The 16,130-nt window shown below is 59.4% G+C and carries 17 protein-coding genes; 14 read left to right on the forward strand and 3 right to left on the reverse strand.

Going from position 1 to position 16,130, the window contains the following annotated elements; genetic code table 11:
* Positions 1-267: helix-turn-helix domain-containing protein (locus tag OCW50_RS15095; RefSeq protein WP_262298141.1), on the reverse strand; the 267-nt coding region annotated here is incomplete at its 3' end.
* A gap of 164 nt (positions 268-431) precedes the next feature.
* On the opposite strand from OCW50_RS15095, the gene OCW50_RS15100 reads away from it, so the two are divergent.
* The 11 genes from OCW50_RS15100 (at position 432) to OCW50_RS15145 (ending at position 11,696) form a co-directional block, all read left to right on the forward strand.
* On the forward strand, positions 432-1,214 hold the full coding sequence (locus OCW50_RS15100) for a DnaB-like helicase C-terminal domain-containing protein (RefSeq protein ID WP_262266967.1): 783 nt from the start codon (positions 432-434) through the stop codon (positions 1,212-1,214).
* Between the two features lie 21 nt (positions 1,215-1,235).
* Positions 1,236-1,448, forward strand: coding sequence for a helix-turn-helix domain-containing protein (locus OCW50_RS33380; protein ID WP_373371406.1), 213 nt, complete (start codon positions 1,236-1,238; stop codon positions 1,446-1,448).
* A gap of 96 nt (positions 1,449-1,544) precedes the next feature.
* Positions 1,545-1,901: a TrbC/VirB2 family protein gene (locus tag OCW50_RS15105; RefSeq protein WP_262030493.1), complete on the forward strand. Its 357-nt coding sequence runs from the start codon at positions 1,545-1,547 to the stop codon at positions 1,899-1,901.
* Between the two features lie 151 nt (positions 1,902-2,052).
* The gene (locus tag OCW50_RS15110) at positions 2,053-2,367 is read left to right on the forward strand and encodes a VirB3 family type IV secretion system protein (protein WP_262266968.1); all 315 of its coding nucleotides are present in this window, start codon (positions 2,053-2,055) and stop codon (positions 2,365-2,367) included.
* A 36-nt stretch (positions 2,368-2,403) separates the two neighbouring features.
* Complete coding sequence (locus tag OCW50_RS15115) at positions 2,404-4,854, forward strand: VirB4 family type IV secretion/conjugal transfer ATPase (RefSeq protein WP_262030495.1); 2,451 nt, start codon at positions 2,404-2,406, stop codon at positions 4,852-4,854.
* Between the two features lie 28 nt (positions 4,855-4,882).
* A complete protein-coding gene (locus OCW50_RS15120) occupies positions 4,883-5,704 on the forward strand; it encodes a hypothetical protein (RefSeq protein WP_262298142.1) in 822 nt (273 codons plus the stop codon).
* Between the two features lie 34 nt (positions 5,705-5,738).
* Positions 5,739-7,025 carry a hypothetical protein gene (locus OCW50_RS15125; protein ID WP_262266970.1) on the forward strand — a complete coding sequence of 429 codons (1,287 nt, stop codon included), beginning with the start codon at positions 5,739-5,741 and terminating at the stop codon, positions 7,023-7,025.
* A gap of 163 nt (positions 7,026-7,188) precedes the next feature.
* Positions 7,189-7,365 carry a hypothetical protein gene (locus OCW50_RS15130; protein ID WP_262266971.1) on the forward strand — a complete coding sequence of 59 codons (177 nt, stop codon included), beginning with the start codon at positions 7,189-7,191 and terminating at the stop codon, positions 7,363-7,365.
* 24 nt (positions 7,366-7,389) lie between these two features.
* Positions 7,390-8,208, forward strand: coding sequence for a VirB8/TrbF family protein (locus OCW50_RS15135; protein WP_262266972.1), 819 nt, complete (start codon positions 7,390-7,392; stop codon positions 8,206-8,208).
* A 39-nt stretch (positions 8,209-8,247) separates the two neighbouring features.
* On the forward strand, positions 8,248-9,918 hold the full coding sequence (locus OCW50_RS15140; RefSeq protein ID WP_262298143.1) for a TrbG/VirB9 family P-type conjugative transfer protein: 1,671 nt from the start codon (positions 8,248-8,250) through the stop codon (positions 9,916-9,918).
* 11 nt (positions 9,919-9,929) lie between these two features.
* Positions 9,930-11,696, forward strand: coding sequence for a TraB/TrbI/VirB10 family type IV secretion system protein (locus tag OCW50_RS15145; protein WP_262298144.1), 1,767 nt, complete (start codon positions 9,930-9,932; stop codon positions 11,694-11,696).
* Here OCW50_RS15145 and OCW50_RS15150 read toward each other — a convergent pair.
* Positions 11,693-11,914 (reverse strand): hypothetical protein, encoded by a 222-nt coding sequence (locus tag OCW50_RS15150; RefSeq protein WP_262298195.1) that lies wholly within the window; start codon positions 11,912-11,914, stop codon positions 11,693-11,695. The genes OCW50_RS15145 and OCW50_RS15150 overlap by 4 nt on opposite strands.
* On the opposite strand from OCW50_RS15150, the gene OCW50_RS15155 reads away from it, so the two are divergent.
* Complete coding sequence (locus tag OCW50_RS15155) at positions 11,915-12,730, forward strand: ATPase, T2SS/T4P/T4SS family (protein WP_444547394.1); 816 nt, start codon at positions 11,915-11,917, stop codon at positions 12,728-12,730.
* 22 nt (positions 12,731-12,752) lie between these two features.
* Here OCW50_RS15155 and OCW50_RS15160 read toward each other — a convergent pair whose 3' ends face one another.
* The gene (locus OCW50_RS15160; protein ID WP_262298145.1) at positions 12,753-12,986 is read right to left on the reverse strand and encodes a hypothetical protein; all 234 of its coding nucleotides are present in this window, start codon (positions 12,984-12,986) and stop codon (positions 12,753-12,755) included.
* A gap of 67 nt (positions 12,987-13,053) precedes the next feature.
* Here OCW50_RS15160 and OCW50_RS15165 point away from each other — a divergent pair, with 67 nt between their 5' ends.
* Together OCW50_RS15165 and OCW50_RS15170 are read left to right on the forward strand one after the other, a co-directional pair.
* The gene (locus OCW50_RS15165) at positions 13,054-13,566 is read left to right on the forward strand and encodes a hypothetical protein (protein ID WP_262266977.1); all 513 of its coding nucleotides are present in this window, start codon (positions 13,054-13,056) and stop codon (positions 13,564-13,566) included.
* A gap of 68 nt (positions 13,567-13,634) precedes the next feature.
* Positions 13,635-15,995, forward strand: a complete 2,361-nt coding sequence (locus tag OCW50_RS15170; RefSeq protein WP_262266978.1) for a type IV secretory system conjugative DNA transfer family protein — start codon at positions 13,635-13,637, stop codon at positions 15,993-15,995.
* Positions 15,996-16,130: the final 135 nt, after the last annotated feature.

Here is a 16,130-nt window from a genome sequence, read left to right on the forward strand (position 1 = left end):
TTCGTCAGGCGTGTGCCGGCGGATCAGCGCGCGGACCTGCGCTTCCTGCTCGGCCTCGAGAAACCGTCCCGTGCCAGGGGCCGGGCCGCGCGGCCCGCTGGCCAACCCCGCCCGGCCCTGCTCGGCGAAGCGGCGGCAGATGTCGAAGACGCCGGTGCGGGTCAGACCTACCTGCGCGGCAATGGCCTCATAGGTCAGCCCGCTCTCGCGCAGGCCGATCACCTGCCGCCGGCGCTCCTCTTGCGCGGCTGCTGGCAGCTTGCGCATATCCACATGCTTCATCCCGCCGACTTGGGGCAACTGACCGCGGATTTCAAGAGCACCCGAGCCGGATCAATAAAAAGCTTGAGGACAGATCAAATCCACAATGGCGCGATGTAACGAAAAGCCTTTCTGACAACCTGGTCAGCGAGACACCAACCGGGCGCTCTATGACGGCCAATGAGGTTCAGAAGCAGCTTCTCCGGCGCCTGGATCGGCAAGTCTCCACCCGAATTCCGACGGGTCTGCGAGCACTGGACGCGCGGCTAGGTGGCGGTCTCCACCCAGGTACCCTCACGATGCTGGGCGCCTTTGGGAAGACCGGGAAAACCACGCTCTGCGCCACCATCAGCTACAACATGGAGGCCGCGAATATCCCTCACCTGATGGCGTGCCTGGAGCGGGGTGGAACCGAAGTCGAGGAACTCAAAACGGCCAGACGGCTCGGCTGCAAGGGCTTCGACCTCGGTAAGTACAAGGACAAGATCGCAGCTCTCGCTCCAGCCAAGCGCTGCTGCCACTATGTCCACGACACGGCCATGACCGTCGACGACCTCCGACACGAAATCCTGTATCACAGACGACGCCACGGTATCGTCGCGGCCCTCATCGACTTTTGGCAGTTGATCCAGGGGAAGGAAAAAGGGGAGTCCCTTGATGCACACCTTACCCGGGTTGCTCAGAGGCTTCAGGCTACCAGTGTCGATGCCGATATCCCGATCTTCATGACCAGCCAGCTCAGCGACAACGGCCGGAGCCGTGACAGTTCAGCTGCGCTAACCGCCTCAAACCTCTTCCTCATCCTCCACCGGGACAAAGATGCTTCCGAGGCGTGGATGGAAACCATCGTGAGCAATATCACCGACGAACTCGATATCGGCAGCATCGGATCTCCCCAATTCATCCTCGACCGGGAGGCTGGGCCCCATTTCCGGGACATCACCACACTATAAGGGACGGAAGGAGCATTTCCGATGAACAAGCCGACCCAGCTCGCTCGCCTGAGGACACAGGCGGGGCTGACCCAGAGGGACATGGCCAGTCTGCTTAAGACCAGCCAGCCGTGGGTTTGCCGCCTGGAAGCGGACCCCGATGCGGCGACTGTCCGATCGCTACGGCGGTATCTCTCGGCGTTGGGCTACGATCTGGCTCATGTTCCCGCAATAAATGGCAATTCCGCTTCATAGTAATTCGTAAAACGGTTATAGAGTGATCCTCGGAACGAATTCCAAACCGTTCACGAATCATAGGTGGCATGTCGCCTATCAGCAGAGAGGGTTTCAATGAGGTACAAAACGCATCTGGCAGTCGCGGCCTGCGCACTTGCCGTAACGGCGCTGATGGCTGTCGACAGCTCGGCGTCCGCTCAGGTGTTCGGCGCCCTGGAGACAAAGGGCAAGAACGCCTTCGAAAATATCAAGAATCTGTCGTTTCTGGTTGGTGGCTTCGGCATCATCGGCCTCGCCGTAATGGCCTATTTCGGCCGTTTTCAGTTCAAATGGCTCTTCGCCCTTGTCGGCGGCCTTGCGCTGATCGCTGCCTCCGGCAGCATGATCGACTACGTTACCCAGAGCGGTAGCAACTCCGAGCAGGTTTCGATCACCCAGACGGACTTCGGCGATACGCTGACCGCGCGCTAATCTGTTGATCGACGGTCGAAAGTTTAACCAAGGGGGCCCTTTTCGGGCCCCTTTTTGTCGACGACTGCTCCCGAGCCGAGGTAAAAGGGGGGACCGAACTAAAATTCTCGAATCGTACAGAACAATTCGCTAAGCAGATAAAGGTGCCGTCGTGCAGGACATCGACACCAAGATTTACCGGCCCGTCTCGATGCCTCAGAAATTCGTCGGCGCTCCCCTGCTGCCGGCCGTGTTCTCCCTGTGTTTCTCCGTCCTCAGCTTCCTTTTCCTCGTCTTTTATGACTTTGGGTTGCCGAACGCGCTCGTCGTTCTGGGCTTCCTGGTCTCGATCTTTGTCGGCCACGGGGCTCTCGTCATGCTCGGGGGGAAAGAGCCGCACATGACAACCCTCATCCAGACAATGCGCTACTCGCTCCAGAAGTGCCGCCGGATTGCCGGCAAATCCCAACGCCGGTTCTGGCCCTGATCACTCGCCCTTCACGTCGTCACGAAAGCCGCTCACATGAGCCAAACCCTAGACCTTCTCCTCACCTATCAAACAAGCCTTCGCGCCGTTGCGACGGTTCTTGGCGCCGGGGCAGCGGCCGCGGGCCTCGCCTTTACGATTCCATCGGTTGTTGACCGCCTTCGGCCCCCTGCCCGCCAGGAGACCTTGGCCGACTTCTTGCCGTTCATCGAGTTGCTGCCGAACCGCAAACACATCAAGTGTGTCGCTGACCGGTACATATCCATCGTCGAGATCGGGGGTGCGGAGCTAAATCTCAGCTCCTTCGAAACCCGGGCCGAGCTCTTTCTGGCCCGAAAGTACATGCTGGACGAGGCCCAGCGGTCAGCTTTTGCTGAAATCCGGCTGTTCACGACCAAGGAGCGCCTCCCGATCAAGGCATCGCCAAACCGGACCAATCCTCTGCTCCAGGCAATCTCAGAGCAATGGAATAAGGATTTCAGCCACGCATACTCCTTGCGCCACTTCGCGCTATTGGTGGTCAAGTCCAGCGACGACCAGGAGGCCTCAGAACTGCTGAAGCAGTCCGAGGATTTCATCCTCCGTACGCTCAATGCTTATGACTGTCGGGTTCTCGAGGAAGGTCCGGATCCGACAACAGGTCCGGCGGCAGTACTTGCCCGCCTGATTAGCCCTGTCAGCCGCCCGTCCCCCAAGGTGGCGGGACTGGAAGAGCGGGCAATGAACCGAATGATCGCCGTGGATTCGATTGACTTCGGCTCTGACGACAGCGGCATCTTGCATTTCTCGAATGGCCGTGAAGAGAAGCTCGCAACCATTCTCGGCGTCCGGGATTGCGGCGAGAAGACCTCGGAGAATGCCTATAGGGAAATCATCGGCATCGATGCCGAGTTGGTCATTCACCATGCCATTCAGCCCCTGAATACCTCGCTCCAGATGGCGAAGCTGAAGCAGGAGCAGATGGCCGCCCCCATGATGACGCTGTCACAAAATGCGTCCTACGAGATCATGGAGGCTATCAGCCTTCTCGACGGGCAATCCGAGATGAAGGCTACGCTGCACAACTACTCGATGAATGTTGTGATTTACGGCCAGACCCCAGAGGATATCGGGGAGATTGAGAACGAGATCGTCTCGACGATTTCCCGGACCGGCGCCACCTGCGTTCGTGAGTTGATCACCGCTCAGGCCGTCTGGTTCTCGATGTTCTCCTTCGACCGGCTTTGGCCCCGCCAATTCAGGTTTATGAGCCAGAACGTCGCCACCAACCTGGTCCTGCATAAGCCGAACATCGGCCTAAGAAAATCGGACTGGTGCAACGAGCCCCTCAGTTACTTCCGTTCTGTAACCGGCGAGGCCTACGCCTTCCAGTTCCACGCAACCGAGGACAAGGAGGCGGTGCCCCACTGTGTCTCGATTGGGCCAACCGGAACCGGTAAGACGACCCTTGTGAGCTTCCTCGCTGCCCAGGCGCTCCGCTTGCCTGACCTTAGGGTTTACCTGTTCGACCGCCTCAACGGCTGTGAAGTGTTCGTCCGGTGCGCCGGCGGCGACTATGTCACTTTCGACGGCGATGCCTCCTCCGCCAAGATGAACCCGCTCCTGCTGGCGGACACCCCCGACAACCGTCAGTTCCAGCAGCGATGGCTGCGCCTGCTGGGCGACGCTAAGGATGCCTTTGATGAGGAGGAGATCACCCGAGCCCTAGACATCAACTATGCGCCTTACCTCGATGCCAGCTTCCGGAAGCTGGACTCTCTTCACAAGGCAGCCTTCTCGCCTCACGGCAATCTGAGGAAGTCTCTTCAGCCTTGGGTCGATCCCAACATGCTCGGCGGCTATTTCAATGCCGAAGAGGATAATCTCGACCTGACAAAGACCCGCCTTGCGGGCTTCGACATGACCAAGATCCTCGGGGACCACCGGTTGGCTCCCCCGATCGTCGACTACATCATCCACCGTATCAGGTCGAACGCCACCACCACCGGGTCGCCTTCGCTCGTCTTCGTCGACGAGACCGAACCCATGCTTCAGAACGAGCTCTTCCGGAACAACTTCGTGAAGGTTGGTCTGCAGGAGGCGAGAAAGCTCCGCCAGGCCTACATCTTGGCCTTCCAGCGGCCGGAAGCCATCAAGGCGACCGGGATGTCCGAATTGATCCGCGGCCAATGCCAGACCGTCTTCTTCTATCGAAACCGCAACGCCAAGGCTGAAGACTACGACGATTGGGGTCTCAACGAGAGCGAACTGGCCTTCGTCCTCGGCAAGGACTTCGCCGGGCCGGAGCATAAGTACGCCGTCCTGGTGAAGAAATACTCCACCGGCCAGTCGGCCATCCTCGACATCGACCTGTCCGTTCTGGGCCGCTACCTCAAAGTGTTCTCTTCCGGCCGTCCAGCGGTCATCGAGCTCACCAAGGCAATCGAGAAATACGGCAAGGACGCGTTCCTCGAGCCCTACCTGAACGGCGAATTCGCCGCCCGCTAGTCCGCCCCCCTGACCAACAGAGGCTATCATGACCCTACGCTCCCTTCGATCCCGGGCATCGGCCATCACGTCGATGCTGGCTGTTATGCTCATGTCCGTCTGGCTCAGTGCGGCAGGCGGAAGTTTCGCCAACGCCCAGGTGCCTGTTCTGGACTCCAACGTTTTCGGCCAGGTCCAGCAAACGATGAAGACCGTGGCTAACCAACTGGGTCAGTTGCAGAACATCCTTGGCACGGTGAACCAGTTGCAGCAGGCAATCGGCCAGCTTGGACCGAGCCAGATCTCCGGGATCCTCGGCCACCTCTCTTCCATGTTCTCGGAAATCAAGGGCGCCGGCGGCATCGGTCAGATGATGAGTTCTCTCCATGGGATCAAGGCCACTCTGGGCTCCCTCGAGAGCTTCGGTAACCTTGGACGCAATGGCAGCTTCACGTCTTCCTTTAACACCCTGCAGAATGCGTTTGGCCAAGCCTCACAGGGCGTCGGAACGGTCCAGAGCGGCATCACACAAGCGCTCTACGTGAACAAAGCCGCTGGTACCCAGGCGGATGTCGAAGCCATCAATGCAGTGCGGGCCATCAACACTCGCACCGCGGCAACCAGCGCCATGGCAATTGCCATCCAGGGCAAGGATCAGGTGTCCAAGACCTCTCAGGACATTCAAAAGATCTCGGATCAGGCCAAGCAGTCTCAGGACATGCGCGGTGACCTCGCGGTCAACAATGCCATCATGATCAAGATGTTGGAGCAAGTCATCCAGAGCAATGCCCAGCTCTCCGCCATGCTTCATCTTCAGTCGGCCAGTGCTATTGGCAACGACAGCTACAACAGCCAGTCCAGCGGCCAGTAAGTCGCCTGTTCCCGCCAACGAAATGAGAAGTGCCATGCAACGCAAGAAGGTCGTACTCGCTTCCACGGCGATTATCGTCGGGCTCTTTTCCAGCGATATGATCGGGCAAGCCAATCGGCCTCTCATCTCGGAGGCTGCCGGCAGGTACCATCCAACCCCATGCGAGATCGCTTCCGGCGGTACGCTGTGGGGTTGGTTCCCCTGCCCCATCATCGATCCCAAGCGTCTGGCAGATGAAGTCCAGACGACGCTGGACGAGAACTTGAAGCTGGGTGCCCTCGTGGAACAGCTTCAGGAATGGCAAAAGACCCTCAGCAGCGTCACGGCACCGATCTCCCAAGTTAAGGCCTTCCTCACCAGTCTCTTCTCATTTGCTGGTTCAGCCGGGCCTCTCACGACCTTCATGGATGACGGGAGGGTCAACCTTCCCCAGGTGATGGCCTCAGCCAACCCAGCGAACGTCCCCGACATGTCACGGGCGGTCGCAGACTTCTTTTTCCGCCCTGGAACGTCCAATCCGGCAGAACGGACGCAACTGTCCCGCTCGGTCTACACCGACGGCTTGGGGGCTGCAGTGGCCGCCAAGTCCGTGGTCACCAAGAACCAGGATGAAATCAAAAAGTTGTCCGAGGAGGTCGGAAAAGCCAAGACGCTCCGCGATGACTTTGTCGTTAACGCCAAGATCCGCCTGACGCTCCTCCAAGCTCTTGAGGAGCGCAATCGCCTCGTCGCCCGCCTCACATCAGGCCAGGCCGTCAGTCACCTTCGGCAGATGGGCCAGGATACCTTCGCTAGCAACAGCAGTTGGACCTCCAACTCCAACGCGTACGGAAATCCCCAAGCCTATGCGAACAGTGTGGAGCAAGAAGCCCGATCCGAAGAGGCTGTAAGCGCGAAAGCACTGTTGCAGGCTCAGGATGCTCTAAACGCCGGCCGCCAGTCACTTGTGTATGCCGTCGAGCTCCACAACGGCCTTATCACCGGCCACAATCTGAACCAGAGCATTCAATCCGGCGGCGCATCCGACTCCAACTACTTGAGAGAGGAACTGCAAACCCTCAGCCAACGGTATGGCGCTTCTCTCGATACACCAGAGCAGGTCCATGCCTTCATCAACAAGCTCGCAGCGGAGACCCAAAAGGGCATCCGCACCGCTACGCAAATCATGCAGCAGCATCCCTCTCTCGCTTCAGAAACATCGCTGCGCCGGGTGATCACCGACCAGCAGATCGTTCTGGAAAATCTACGAAACGATTCGAGTTACCAGTCATACATCTCGGTTAACGCAAACGTGCCTCCATCAGGCACTCTGACCGACTGAACCGGCCTGTATTAACCATTTGAAACTATTACATTTTAACTTACCTAGTCATTTCCTACTCATATCCCCGCGGATTGTTCCCGACCCCGGCGAAATAGATTGGACGACCGAATTTAAAGGTATAGAAGCGAATTAAAGAACACCGATCACCAGGAAAGATCGAATGTTGATTCGCATTTTTGTCGTCGCTCTTACTGCCCTTACTCTCAGCGCCTGCGGAACATTGACCCAGGACGACCCAATCGGCATCGGCCGCTCGCCCAACGACCTGAAGAAAAGCCCTTGCGCCTGCATTCAGCTGCCAAACGCAGCGAATGACGTGCCTGTGCTGCCAGTTTAATCCTTTCAATCGGCGTCGTTTACCATGACCTCCAGCGTCTCCCGCCTCCAGCGTCTCACCGATCGTATTTCTCCTAAGAAGGAAGGGGATGCTGCACCCGCAACCTCGGCGCCCGAGCCCCAGATTCATGCTGAGCGTGTGGCCCTCTTCCCCTCCGTCTCTAACCAGAAGCCCAAGGACAAGATCGGCGGCTACCTGCGTGACCATGATGCGCCTCATGCCGCTGGCCGGCGCGCTGCAGTCTCGGACAAGCTCCTGATTGCCGTCGCGGGCGTGTCGCTTGCCATCAATGTGGTGCAGGCTGTCGCGATCATGCAGCTTATCCCGCTCTACCGGGTCGTACCTTTCTTCGTCACCTGGTCCGACAAGTCCGATCAGGTCGTTCGCGTCGAGCCGCCGACCGGCAATCTGAAATCGCTGGCGATCCTCGAAGAGGCGAACGTCCGTGAATACGTGACGATGCGCAATACGATCACGGATGATCCGCAGCGCACGATCTATCAGTGGGGCACCATCGTCCGGCTGATGTCCTCTAAACCCGTTTACGACCAGTTCCTTGCTGAGACGAAGCCTGTTTATGACTCCCTCAAGGAGAGGCGCTTTACCCGCAGCGTGTCGCTCAAGAGTGTTCTGAAGATCCAGAATGGCTACTGGCAGGTTGAGTTCGACGTCATTGACCGGCGCATCGGCTCCGGCCTCACCGACGGTGGCGACGAACGCAGGACCTTCGTTGCCCAGCTCCGCGCTCAGAATGTCGAGCAAAGCATCAGCTACGACAACCGCTTCCTGAACCCACTCGGTTTCACTGTTACCGCTTACACAGTGGCGTCCAAAAAAGACTAAGCCGTCGCGGCGCCAACAAGATTACCAGGACCTTACACAATGACCTCCTCGCGCTCTCGTCACCTCTCAACCGCCGCGCTGGCTGCCTTCATTGCCACTTCTGGATTGAATGCTGCTCTCGCGCAGGGCACTCCGATGGGCCCTGCCGGGCAGATCACCCAGGCACAGGCAAATGTACCGGTCGACTACGCGAAACCGGGGGTTCCCGGCCTCGCGCCGGAGCCTCTCGATATGCCCTCGCAGGTGACGGCACAAGGAACGGCCAGAATTGCGACGGCCGTCGCCTCGAAGCCCCTCGGCCTGGAGCAGAAGGCTTGGCTCGACCCGAACAAGCATAAGTCCCCTCGCCAGACGCGCCCTGGTTTCGTGAAGATTTCCTGGCGTCCCGATGATGTGATGGAGGTCAACGCTCGTGAAGGCCTCCTGAGCGTGATCAAGTTCCCGCGCCAGGAAGAAGTCGTTCAGGTGATGTCCTCGGATCCCGGTTCGTTCGAGACCTCGACTGCCCCCAACAAGCGGTCGGTTGCCATTCGCGCCATTTATCCAGGCGTAGACGGTAACCTGATCGTCTATGGCAGCTCGGGCAACGTCTATAACTTCTATCTGCGCTCTCTTCCCTTCAATGCTGATCGCCTTCCCGACACGACGGTTGAGGTTGTGGTCGGCGGCATGGAGGCGGGAACCGGTGAGACCCTTGCGTCGACTGCACCTGTGTCGATGCCGTACACGAACTACAAGGATCTCTACGAGCCCGCTGTGAACAAGGCGACCGCCTATTTCGATGCCGGAGGACGGGAATATGCCCGTGGCGCTCCGGTCAATCCGGGCGATATGCGCAACAACATCAGCATCGAGGCCCGCTCGCAGGACGATGCGGTCATCGCCCCTATCCGCGCCTGGCACGACGGCCGGTTTACCTACCTGGATTTCGGCCCCAACGCCTCGTCAATGACCGAGTGGCCTGTGGCCGCGCTTGTCATCCAAGGTGTCGAGAGCCCGGTCGGCACCCGCGTTGCCGGCAAAGACCGATCGATGATGGTTATCGAAGCCATCGGCAATATTACGCTGCGCAATGGCGGCCGTCTTGTCTGCCTGCGCCTCGCTCGCCCTCTGGACGATAACCGTTACGCCAAGGACGCGCCGATCGTCGACCCGCGTCGTACTGTGGTGGTCAAAAAGCCGGTTTTCGTCGAGCGTGAGGTCCCGGTCGAGGTCCAGAAGACCATCGTCATCGAGAAGCCGGTCCCGGCGCCTGCGGTACGGCCTGTTCCACCCGCTCCCCAGCCCCCACTTGTCCGGAAGGGCGCGATTGAGCCCGTCGAGAAGAAGATCGTCGCATCTGCCGCTCCTCTCGTGGCTCCGATGGCCATTCCCGGCCCTGCCGTTGCGCCGGCTCCGGCCGCAGCTCCCACCCCTGCCGCGGCTGTAATTCCCGCCGCCCCGCCTCCGGCTCCCGTGTCCAGCGCGCTCATCCTCGGCCCCTACACAAAGGCAGAAGGCGAGCAGGTTTGGAATCTCTATCGGGCGGATAATCGCCTGCAGGCTGGCAAAGCAAAGCTGTCTTGGCAGTCCCAGGCCGGTGGCTCTCTCAAGGCAGCTCCCGCCTCGGGCCGGGCCATGATCAAGATCAGCGGTGTCGATCCTTCTGCGGCGACCTCGATTTGTGATGTCCGTCGTCGGCATGGCGACACCTGCCTGGTCGCGGAATAAGGGGCTAGACAATGAGCGATGATCCCAAGCGCAAAATCAAAATCCGGCTCCTTACCGCTACCAGCGCCTTTGCGCTTTTCGGTGTGACCCTGTTCCTTCTGACACTGCCTGAAAGGAATACAGCGCTTTCTATGAAGCAGGCTGCCCTGCCGCCGTCCGAGCCTGTCTTTGCACCTGCCCAGCCGGAGGCGCCAAAGGCGCCCCCACGTGAGGGTGATATCTCCCCTGATCGGGCCACGATCGAGGCACGCGACATCCCGGCCGGAAAGGAACGCTTCACGTCGACATTCTCGATCCGGGCGACGGATATGCCGGCGACCATCAAGACGGTCAACATGCCCTATGCCCAGGAAGCCGGTATCCGCCTCGATGCCAGCAACTGCGAGGGCGTCCGGCTCGAGGTTGAGCAGGCTTGCCTTGTCCAGTTCGTCTATGATCCTGCCATCCCAGGCCGCGTGGATGGCCGCATCCTGATTACGGCCGCCTCGGAGCGGTCGGACGGTTCGATCCGCAATGTCACGAAAGTGGTCAGCGTCGATGCTACCGCGATCACCCCCGTTGTCGCCGAGCCCGTAGTTCTTGCCCCGGCACCGCCGCCGGAACCCGAATACGATCCAGCAGCGGAGGCAGTTCTCCGAAACAGGCGGTCGGCTAGCCTTCTGACCTCGCAGTCGGATGCTGAGAACCTGACCTACCTGGGCCCTCAGCGGCCTAGCGAGGAGGATTGGGAGTCCATCGGCTATAAGCGGAACTCCTCAAGCTATCCGGTCGACATGAGCCGCGTCGTCACGATGGACAAACCCATCCCGGCGGTGATCAAGATCCCGATCGATACCCGCAACGCCTCCCGTGCGGTTGCTACCGTCGAGCGGGACATCTATGGCGGCGACGGACGTCTCGTGATCATTGAGCGCGGATCGACGCTCATCGGAACCGTCGAAGCTATCGGCTCAACGGGCGAGGAGAAGGTTGCGATCGCCTGGGAGCGATTGGTTCGACCCGACGGCGCGGCGTTCGCATTCCAGGCCACCAGTGGCGATGCGATGGGACGTGCCAGCATCCCCGCGCACATGGATAACCGTTGGTTCGAGCGCTTTGGGACGACAATGCTGATGTCGGCGCTCAACGTGGGCGTGACCTTGGGCCTCAACGGCTCCCAGACGGTTGTCACTTCGGTCAGCCCCTATGGAGCCGGGTCAGCCAATATCGGCCAAGACGCCAGAGGGATTGCCACCCAACAGTTCCGCGAGGATACCCAGCCCCTCATTCAGCAGTTCACCGAGGAGCAGTTGGCTCTGCCGCCCATCCGGACCGTTCCGGCTGGAACACGTATCACCGTGTTCCCAAGCACCGATCTCTGGCTCAAGCCGATCAATCCTACCCAAAAGATGCGTGAGGAATACGCCAGCAAGGTCCGCGCCACCCCAGAGTATCAGGCAGCGCGCAACAATCCTGCTCGCTCTCTAGGCCAGGGTGCAACTCAGCAGGCAGGTACGGCAGGCCCGAACCGCTTCAATGCACCGATCGGGACCAGTGTCCCGCAGTACATGCAGAACGGCGGCGTGGTTCAGAACCCGACGGCAGGCATGAACAGCCCAGTGGTTCAGGACCTAACCCGGGCGGGAAGCCAGAGGCGAGGACAAGCCGACGACAGCCTGGATTTCATCACTGCCCCATCGGCGAATGAAAAGCTTCAGCAGCGGCAGCAGTCTCGCCAGAACTCGCAGCAACAGTCGGCAGCTGGGACCCCGATGGGTCAAAACTGGTCGCCATTCTAGGAGATGGTCCCATGAGCAACACCAGCACCCAGGTCCTCCTCCAGAGATTCATCGGGCCTCTCTATGAGCGCCTCCTCCACCCTGACGTGGAGGAGATCGCCATCAACAAACCCGGCGAGATCTGGGTCCGCCGGCGCAGGCCTGACGAGCAGGGGCGCCAGTGGATCCCCGAAGAGGCTCCCGACCTCACAGGACGGTACCTCGAGAACATCTGTCACATGGTGGCCAACCTGCAGAACATCCCGAACTTCGGCGCAGCCGGAATGCCGGTGGTCTTCGGTACCGTTCCAGGCGGGCATCGTTTCGCGGCCGGAATTGGTCCCAACATTCAGTCCGAAACACCTGAGGGAACCAGCGAAGAGGGCTCGATCTGCGTTTGTGTCCGCCAATACAACAAGGAGCAGACGGTCGATCTGCAGGACTACGGCATCACACCAGGTCAGAGGCTTCGCCCTCCGGTGGCCTCGATCTTCACCCGAGCGACCGACCCTGATGATCCCTTCGCGCAGATTGTAAACTCCCTGACGCGAGGCGACCACATCCTCCTCTCTGGAGCAACCAGCAGCGGCAAGACCACCTTTCTGAACCGCCTTGTCTCGTTCCTCGACGACCGTAAGCGGATCCTCACGGTCGAGGACACCCGCGAAATCCGGGTTCTCCAACCCAACCGCGTCCACATTCTGATGAGCCGTACGCAGCAGGCCAACAAGTTCGACTATCGTGCTGTGCGCGATCTGATCGTTCGTATGACCCCCGATGTGGTTATGGCCGGCGAGATCTCGAACTCGAACGCGGCCACGATCTGGGAACTCATGACCACCGGTCACGGCCACTTCATGACGACGATCCACGCCAGATCCCCGGACGAGGCGCTGACCACCTTCATCAACTGTATCTCAAACGCCCGGTCGATGGCGGGAAACACGGATGCCATCGATCGCGACGAGCTCCGGGCTCAGATGGTCGAGCACATCCGCGTCATTCAGATCGAAAAAGACTCCCTCGGCCAGCGTCGCATTTCAGCCGTTGCCTAACATTGAGGCTCATATGATTTTCCTAGTCGCCATATTCGTTCCGCCGATCTCCCTCGTTATCCGAGACGCCAAGTATGACGCCATTGCCAGTCTGGTGATGATCTGCCTTTGCATTCTCCTCGCGCCAGCCGTTCTCCCGTACATCTGGATTGCGGCTATCGTGCACAGCTTCCAGGTTATCCGCCGACAGGACGATGACCGGAGAACCCAGGAGATTATCGCCGCGATCAAGGGGCGTCCTGCCGTGAGCGACCATGCTTCGGCTCCGGCTCCCGAAGCGACAGTAGGCGGCCAGATCGCCATGCAGGCGGGAGCATAGATCAATGGCTACGAAACTCCCGAAGGGGCAGAATCTGAACGCGACTTTGACGGCGGTCAACTCCATTGCTCTCAATGTCCTTCCTGCACAGCATTATGCGGCACATCTCCTCCCGGCTCGGATGCTGTTAAAGGGGCTGCTGCTGGCCTTCCTCGACGATCGTGCGCGAGAGCCCGCCCTGGACGACGAGGATGCTCCTGATCCGACGCTTGAGAGCTTCGCCGACGCCACACTCGCTGACCTTCACAGCCATATGGCGGGTACCAGTACCCCTCTACTGCAATGGCTCTCTGAGAAGGGCACACTCGGCAAATCGGACACACCTCTGCGCCGGATCGCCGCCACCCACCTGCTGACGGTTCTGCAGGATCAGCCAGCGGCCCGTTATGGCGTCATGGCTGTGTTCGATGCTCTAGGCCAACACATTACGGACGGCTTCGCGCTCGCAGGCGCCCAAGAAACGCCTGCTGAAGGCACTGGTGCCGAGATCCCTACAGTCCTTTCCGCAGCCGCGTGAGATCTGAGACCCGGGACACTCAACGTCCCGGGCAGCTACACCCTTCGCCCTCAATTCCGGTTTCTGTCATGAAGCTCCACAATCCGTTAAAAACCGAGTATCTGCCCGAACACATGACGGAAAGTCAGCGGAAGCATTACCGCTGGCTCGGAATCACCGCGGCTATTGGCCTTCCGCTCGCCGCTGGAACAACCCTATGCACTCCCCTTTTTCGGTGGCTCATTGATCAACCGTTGAACCAGCGAACCCTGGATGGGGTCGGGGCGTTCGTCGGCCGCGTGGCGGGTGGCGACATACTCTCGATGAACTATGCCTTTGTTGTCTCGCCCAACTACGGCGGGTTTGACGCGCTAAAGGCATATCTTGGGGTCGCATTTGTCAGCACCGTTGTTTACATGGCCCCGGCGCTCCTCAACCCCTATCTTCGCCAGGTTATGAAGGGCGGCTTTGCCGACTGGTGCGACGACGAAACCCTCGGAGAAATGGAGGCTCGGGAACAGGTCGGCATTAAAGGTGGGCACCTGATGGCCCTTGGTCGATGGCCAAAAGGCCCTCGCAAAGGGCAGATGGTCATGATGATCGAGACCCTTTCCGCTCTGTGTCTTGCACCTCCCGGAACTGGTAAAACCGCTGCCTTCGTGGTCCCAACGCTCCTAAAGGGCGACAACGTTTCCTTCATCGTCAACGACCCGAAGCCTGAACTCTACGAGATGACCGGGCACTATCGGTCGACGGTGAGCCACGTCTTTATGCTCAACTGGGCGAAGGTTGACGAGCCCAACTACATCCTGACGTTCGATACGAACAAAACGGGCCCGTTCTGGGACGTGTTTCTTGAGCTTTATGGCAAGGGCACCAAGGGGCAAATTCCCGAAGAACTGGTTGTCGGCTACAAGGCCCGCGAGGTTGCCGGAGGTAAGGAGGGCACATTCGAGGCCTCGGTCGCTCCTACTCGGATCAAATTCGTCAAGGATTGGGTTAATGAGCGGGACGGCGCGGGAGTCTATACAGTCCGCGATCCCGTGTTCTATCCGCGGTTTAACTTTCTGTCGCCGAAACTTGTCCCGCCGCAGGGACCTGACCGGGACACCTACCTAGACACCGTCGCCAAGACCCTGATCCCGAATCCGGATGGCGGTAAAGGAAATGACTACTTTGTGACCAAGGGCCGGGCCGCGCTCACCGGATTTATGCACTACCTGATCTCGAAGGTAGGCGACAAAAAGAACTATGACGGGCTGCCGGCAAAATGGAATGGTTATGAACCGTCTATCCCAATGTTGTCGGACTGGCTGGCCGTCTCCCAGTTCGAGAGCACCAAGAAGACGGGCGACGAGGATCCCATGGCAGCCATGGGTGCCGACAAGATGGGAGACTGGATTCGCACCCTCTGCGACGACGTTGTCCCTGCCGAGCAGGGCGGCAAGTTCCCCTCCCCGCGCGCCTTCGTTGAGCTAAGCTCGCTCGTCAATATGGCGGATAAGGAAAGATCCGGCGTATTCGGCACAATGGATCAGGCGCTTTTGCCATTTAAGAATGCTGCCGTTGCTCAGAGGACTTCGGCCTGTGACTTCACCCCGGATGACATGCGGGGCATGAAAGCTCCCGGATCGGACGAGATCAAGCCGGTGACGCTCTACATCTGCGTGAACCAGGCGGAGGCCGGGGCATTCGAAACCGTCACGGCCCTTCTCTATGAGGTGTTCTCACAAAGCCTGATCTCCTACGGCCCCGGAGAGTTCAATCACAAGACGGGCAACGAGCTCGGCCCCTTCCCAGTATGTTTTGCCCTGGACGAGTTCGCCAAGCTGCCGCGTATCGAGTCGGTGATCACCGGCCCCGACCTTGGCCGCTCTAAGAAGGTAAGCTACCTCCTTGCTGCACAGGACTTCGGCCAGATCCGAAAGAAGTACACGGCTGAAGACGAGTCGGTGATCATCACGACGACGGCCGTCAAATACGTTCTTGCGCAGAACAACACCGACACCATCGACAAATTCAAGAAGATGGTCGGTGAGACCACCATCCAACGGGCGCAGAAGACCTACAACGAAGGACTCTCGAAGTCCGCAAACCCAATGGCCTGGAGCCGGTCCGAGCAGATCGAAAACATCAGTTTCCTGCGCAATGAGGACGTGGCTTCTTTGAAACCTGGCAAGAACATCGTCCTCGTCCAGAACTTTCTGAACCGGCCAATGAAGCTGGATACGCCATACTTCTTCAAGGACAAGGAAATGGCCGAGAAGGTTCGCTCCCGCGGCAAGGGCCCGATTGCGACACAGACCATTCCAGACTTCATTCTCAAGGACCGCCTGAATGCCGTCGATCCCGCCGAAGCTGCGAAAAGGAAAGCCGGTCGGCTGAGGAGAGAGCGGGACGATCAGGACACACGACACCTGACGCCGGAGGTCGTGGCTTATGAGGGCTGAGGGACGGGCATAGCCCGGGTTAATGCTACTAATGCATGCTTTCCCTCCGGTACCCCCGATCTGCTAATGCCTGGATCTTGGTCGCTTCGCTGCATGCAACTGTGGCGATAATGACCTAGGTCTGATTAGGAGAGA

It is taken from the genome of Microvirga sesbaniae, from assembly GCF_025460805.1.
In the GTDB taxonomy this organism is placed as follows: Bacteria; Pseudomonadota; Alphaproteobacteria; order Rhizobiales; family Beijerinckiaceae; genus Microvirga; species Microvirga sesbaniae.

Excerpts from the sequence above, each read along its gene's own strand:
- OCW50_RS15100 (WP_262266967.1), top strand. The coding sequence starts at position 432 with ATGACGGCCAATGAGGTTCAGAAGCAGCTTCTCCGGCGCCTGGATCGG.
- OCW50_RS33380 (WP_373371406.1), top strand. The coding sequence starts at position 1,236 with ATGAACAAGCCGACCCAGCTCGCTCGCCTGAGGACACAGGCGGGGCTG.
- OCW50_RS15105 (WP_262030493.1), top strand. The coding sequence starts at position 1,545 with ATGAGGTACAAAACGCATCTGGCAGTCGCGGCCTGCGCACTTGCCGTA.
- OCW50_RS15115 (WP_262030495.1), top strand. The coding sequence starts at position 2,404 with ATGAGCCAAACCCTAGACCTTCTCCTCACCTATCAAACAAGCCTTCGC.
- OCW50_RS15120 (WP_262298142.1), top strand. The coding sequence starts at position 4,883 with ATGACCCTACGCTCCCTTCGATCCCGGGCATCGGCCATCACGTCGATG.
- OCW50_RS15125 (WP_262266970.1), top strand. The coding sequence starts at position 5,739 with ATGCAACGCAAGAAGGTCGTACTCGCTTCCACGGCGATTATCGTCGGG.
- OCW50_RS15130 (WP_262266971.1), top strand. The coding sequence starts at position 7,189 with ATGTTGATTCGCATTTTTGTCGTCGCTCTTACTGCCCTTACTCTCAGC.
- OCW50_RS15135 (WP_262266972.1), top strand. The coding sequence starts at position 7,390 with ATGACCTCCAGCGTCTCCCGCCTCCAGCGTCTCACCGATCGTATTTCT.
- OCW50_RS15140 (WP_262298143.1), top strand. The coding sequence starts at position 8,248 with ATGACCTCCTCGCGCTCTCGTCACCTCTCAACCGCCGCGCTGGCTGCC.
- OCW50_RS15145 (WP_262298144.1), top strand. The coding sequence starts at position 9,930 with ATGAGCGATGATCCCAAGCGCAAAATCAAAATCCGGCTCCTTACCGCT.
- OCW50_RS15155 (WP_444547394.1), top strand. The coding sequence starts at position 11,915 with ATGGTGGCCAACCTGCAGAACATCCCGAACTTCGGCGCAGCCGGAATG.
- OCW50_RS15160 (WP_262298145.1), bottom strand. The coding sequence starts at position 12,986 with ATGGTCGCTCACGGCAGGACGCCCCTTGATCGCGGCGATAATCTCCTG.
- OCW50_RS15165 (WP_262266977.1), top strand. The coding sequence starts at position 13,054 with ATGGCTACGAAACTCCCGAAGGGGCAGAATCTGAACGCGACTTTGACG.
- OCW50_RS15170 (WP_262266978.1), top strand. The coding sequence starts at position 13,635 with ATGAAGCTCCACAATCCGTTAAAAACCGAGTATCTGCCCGAACACATG.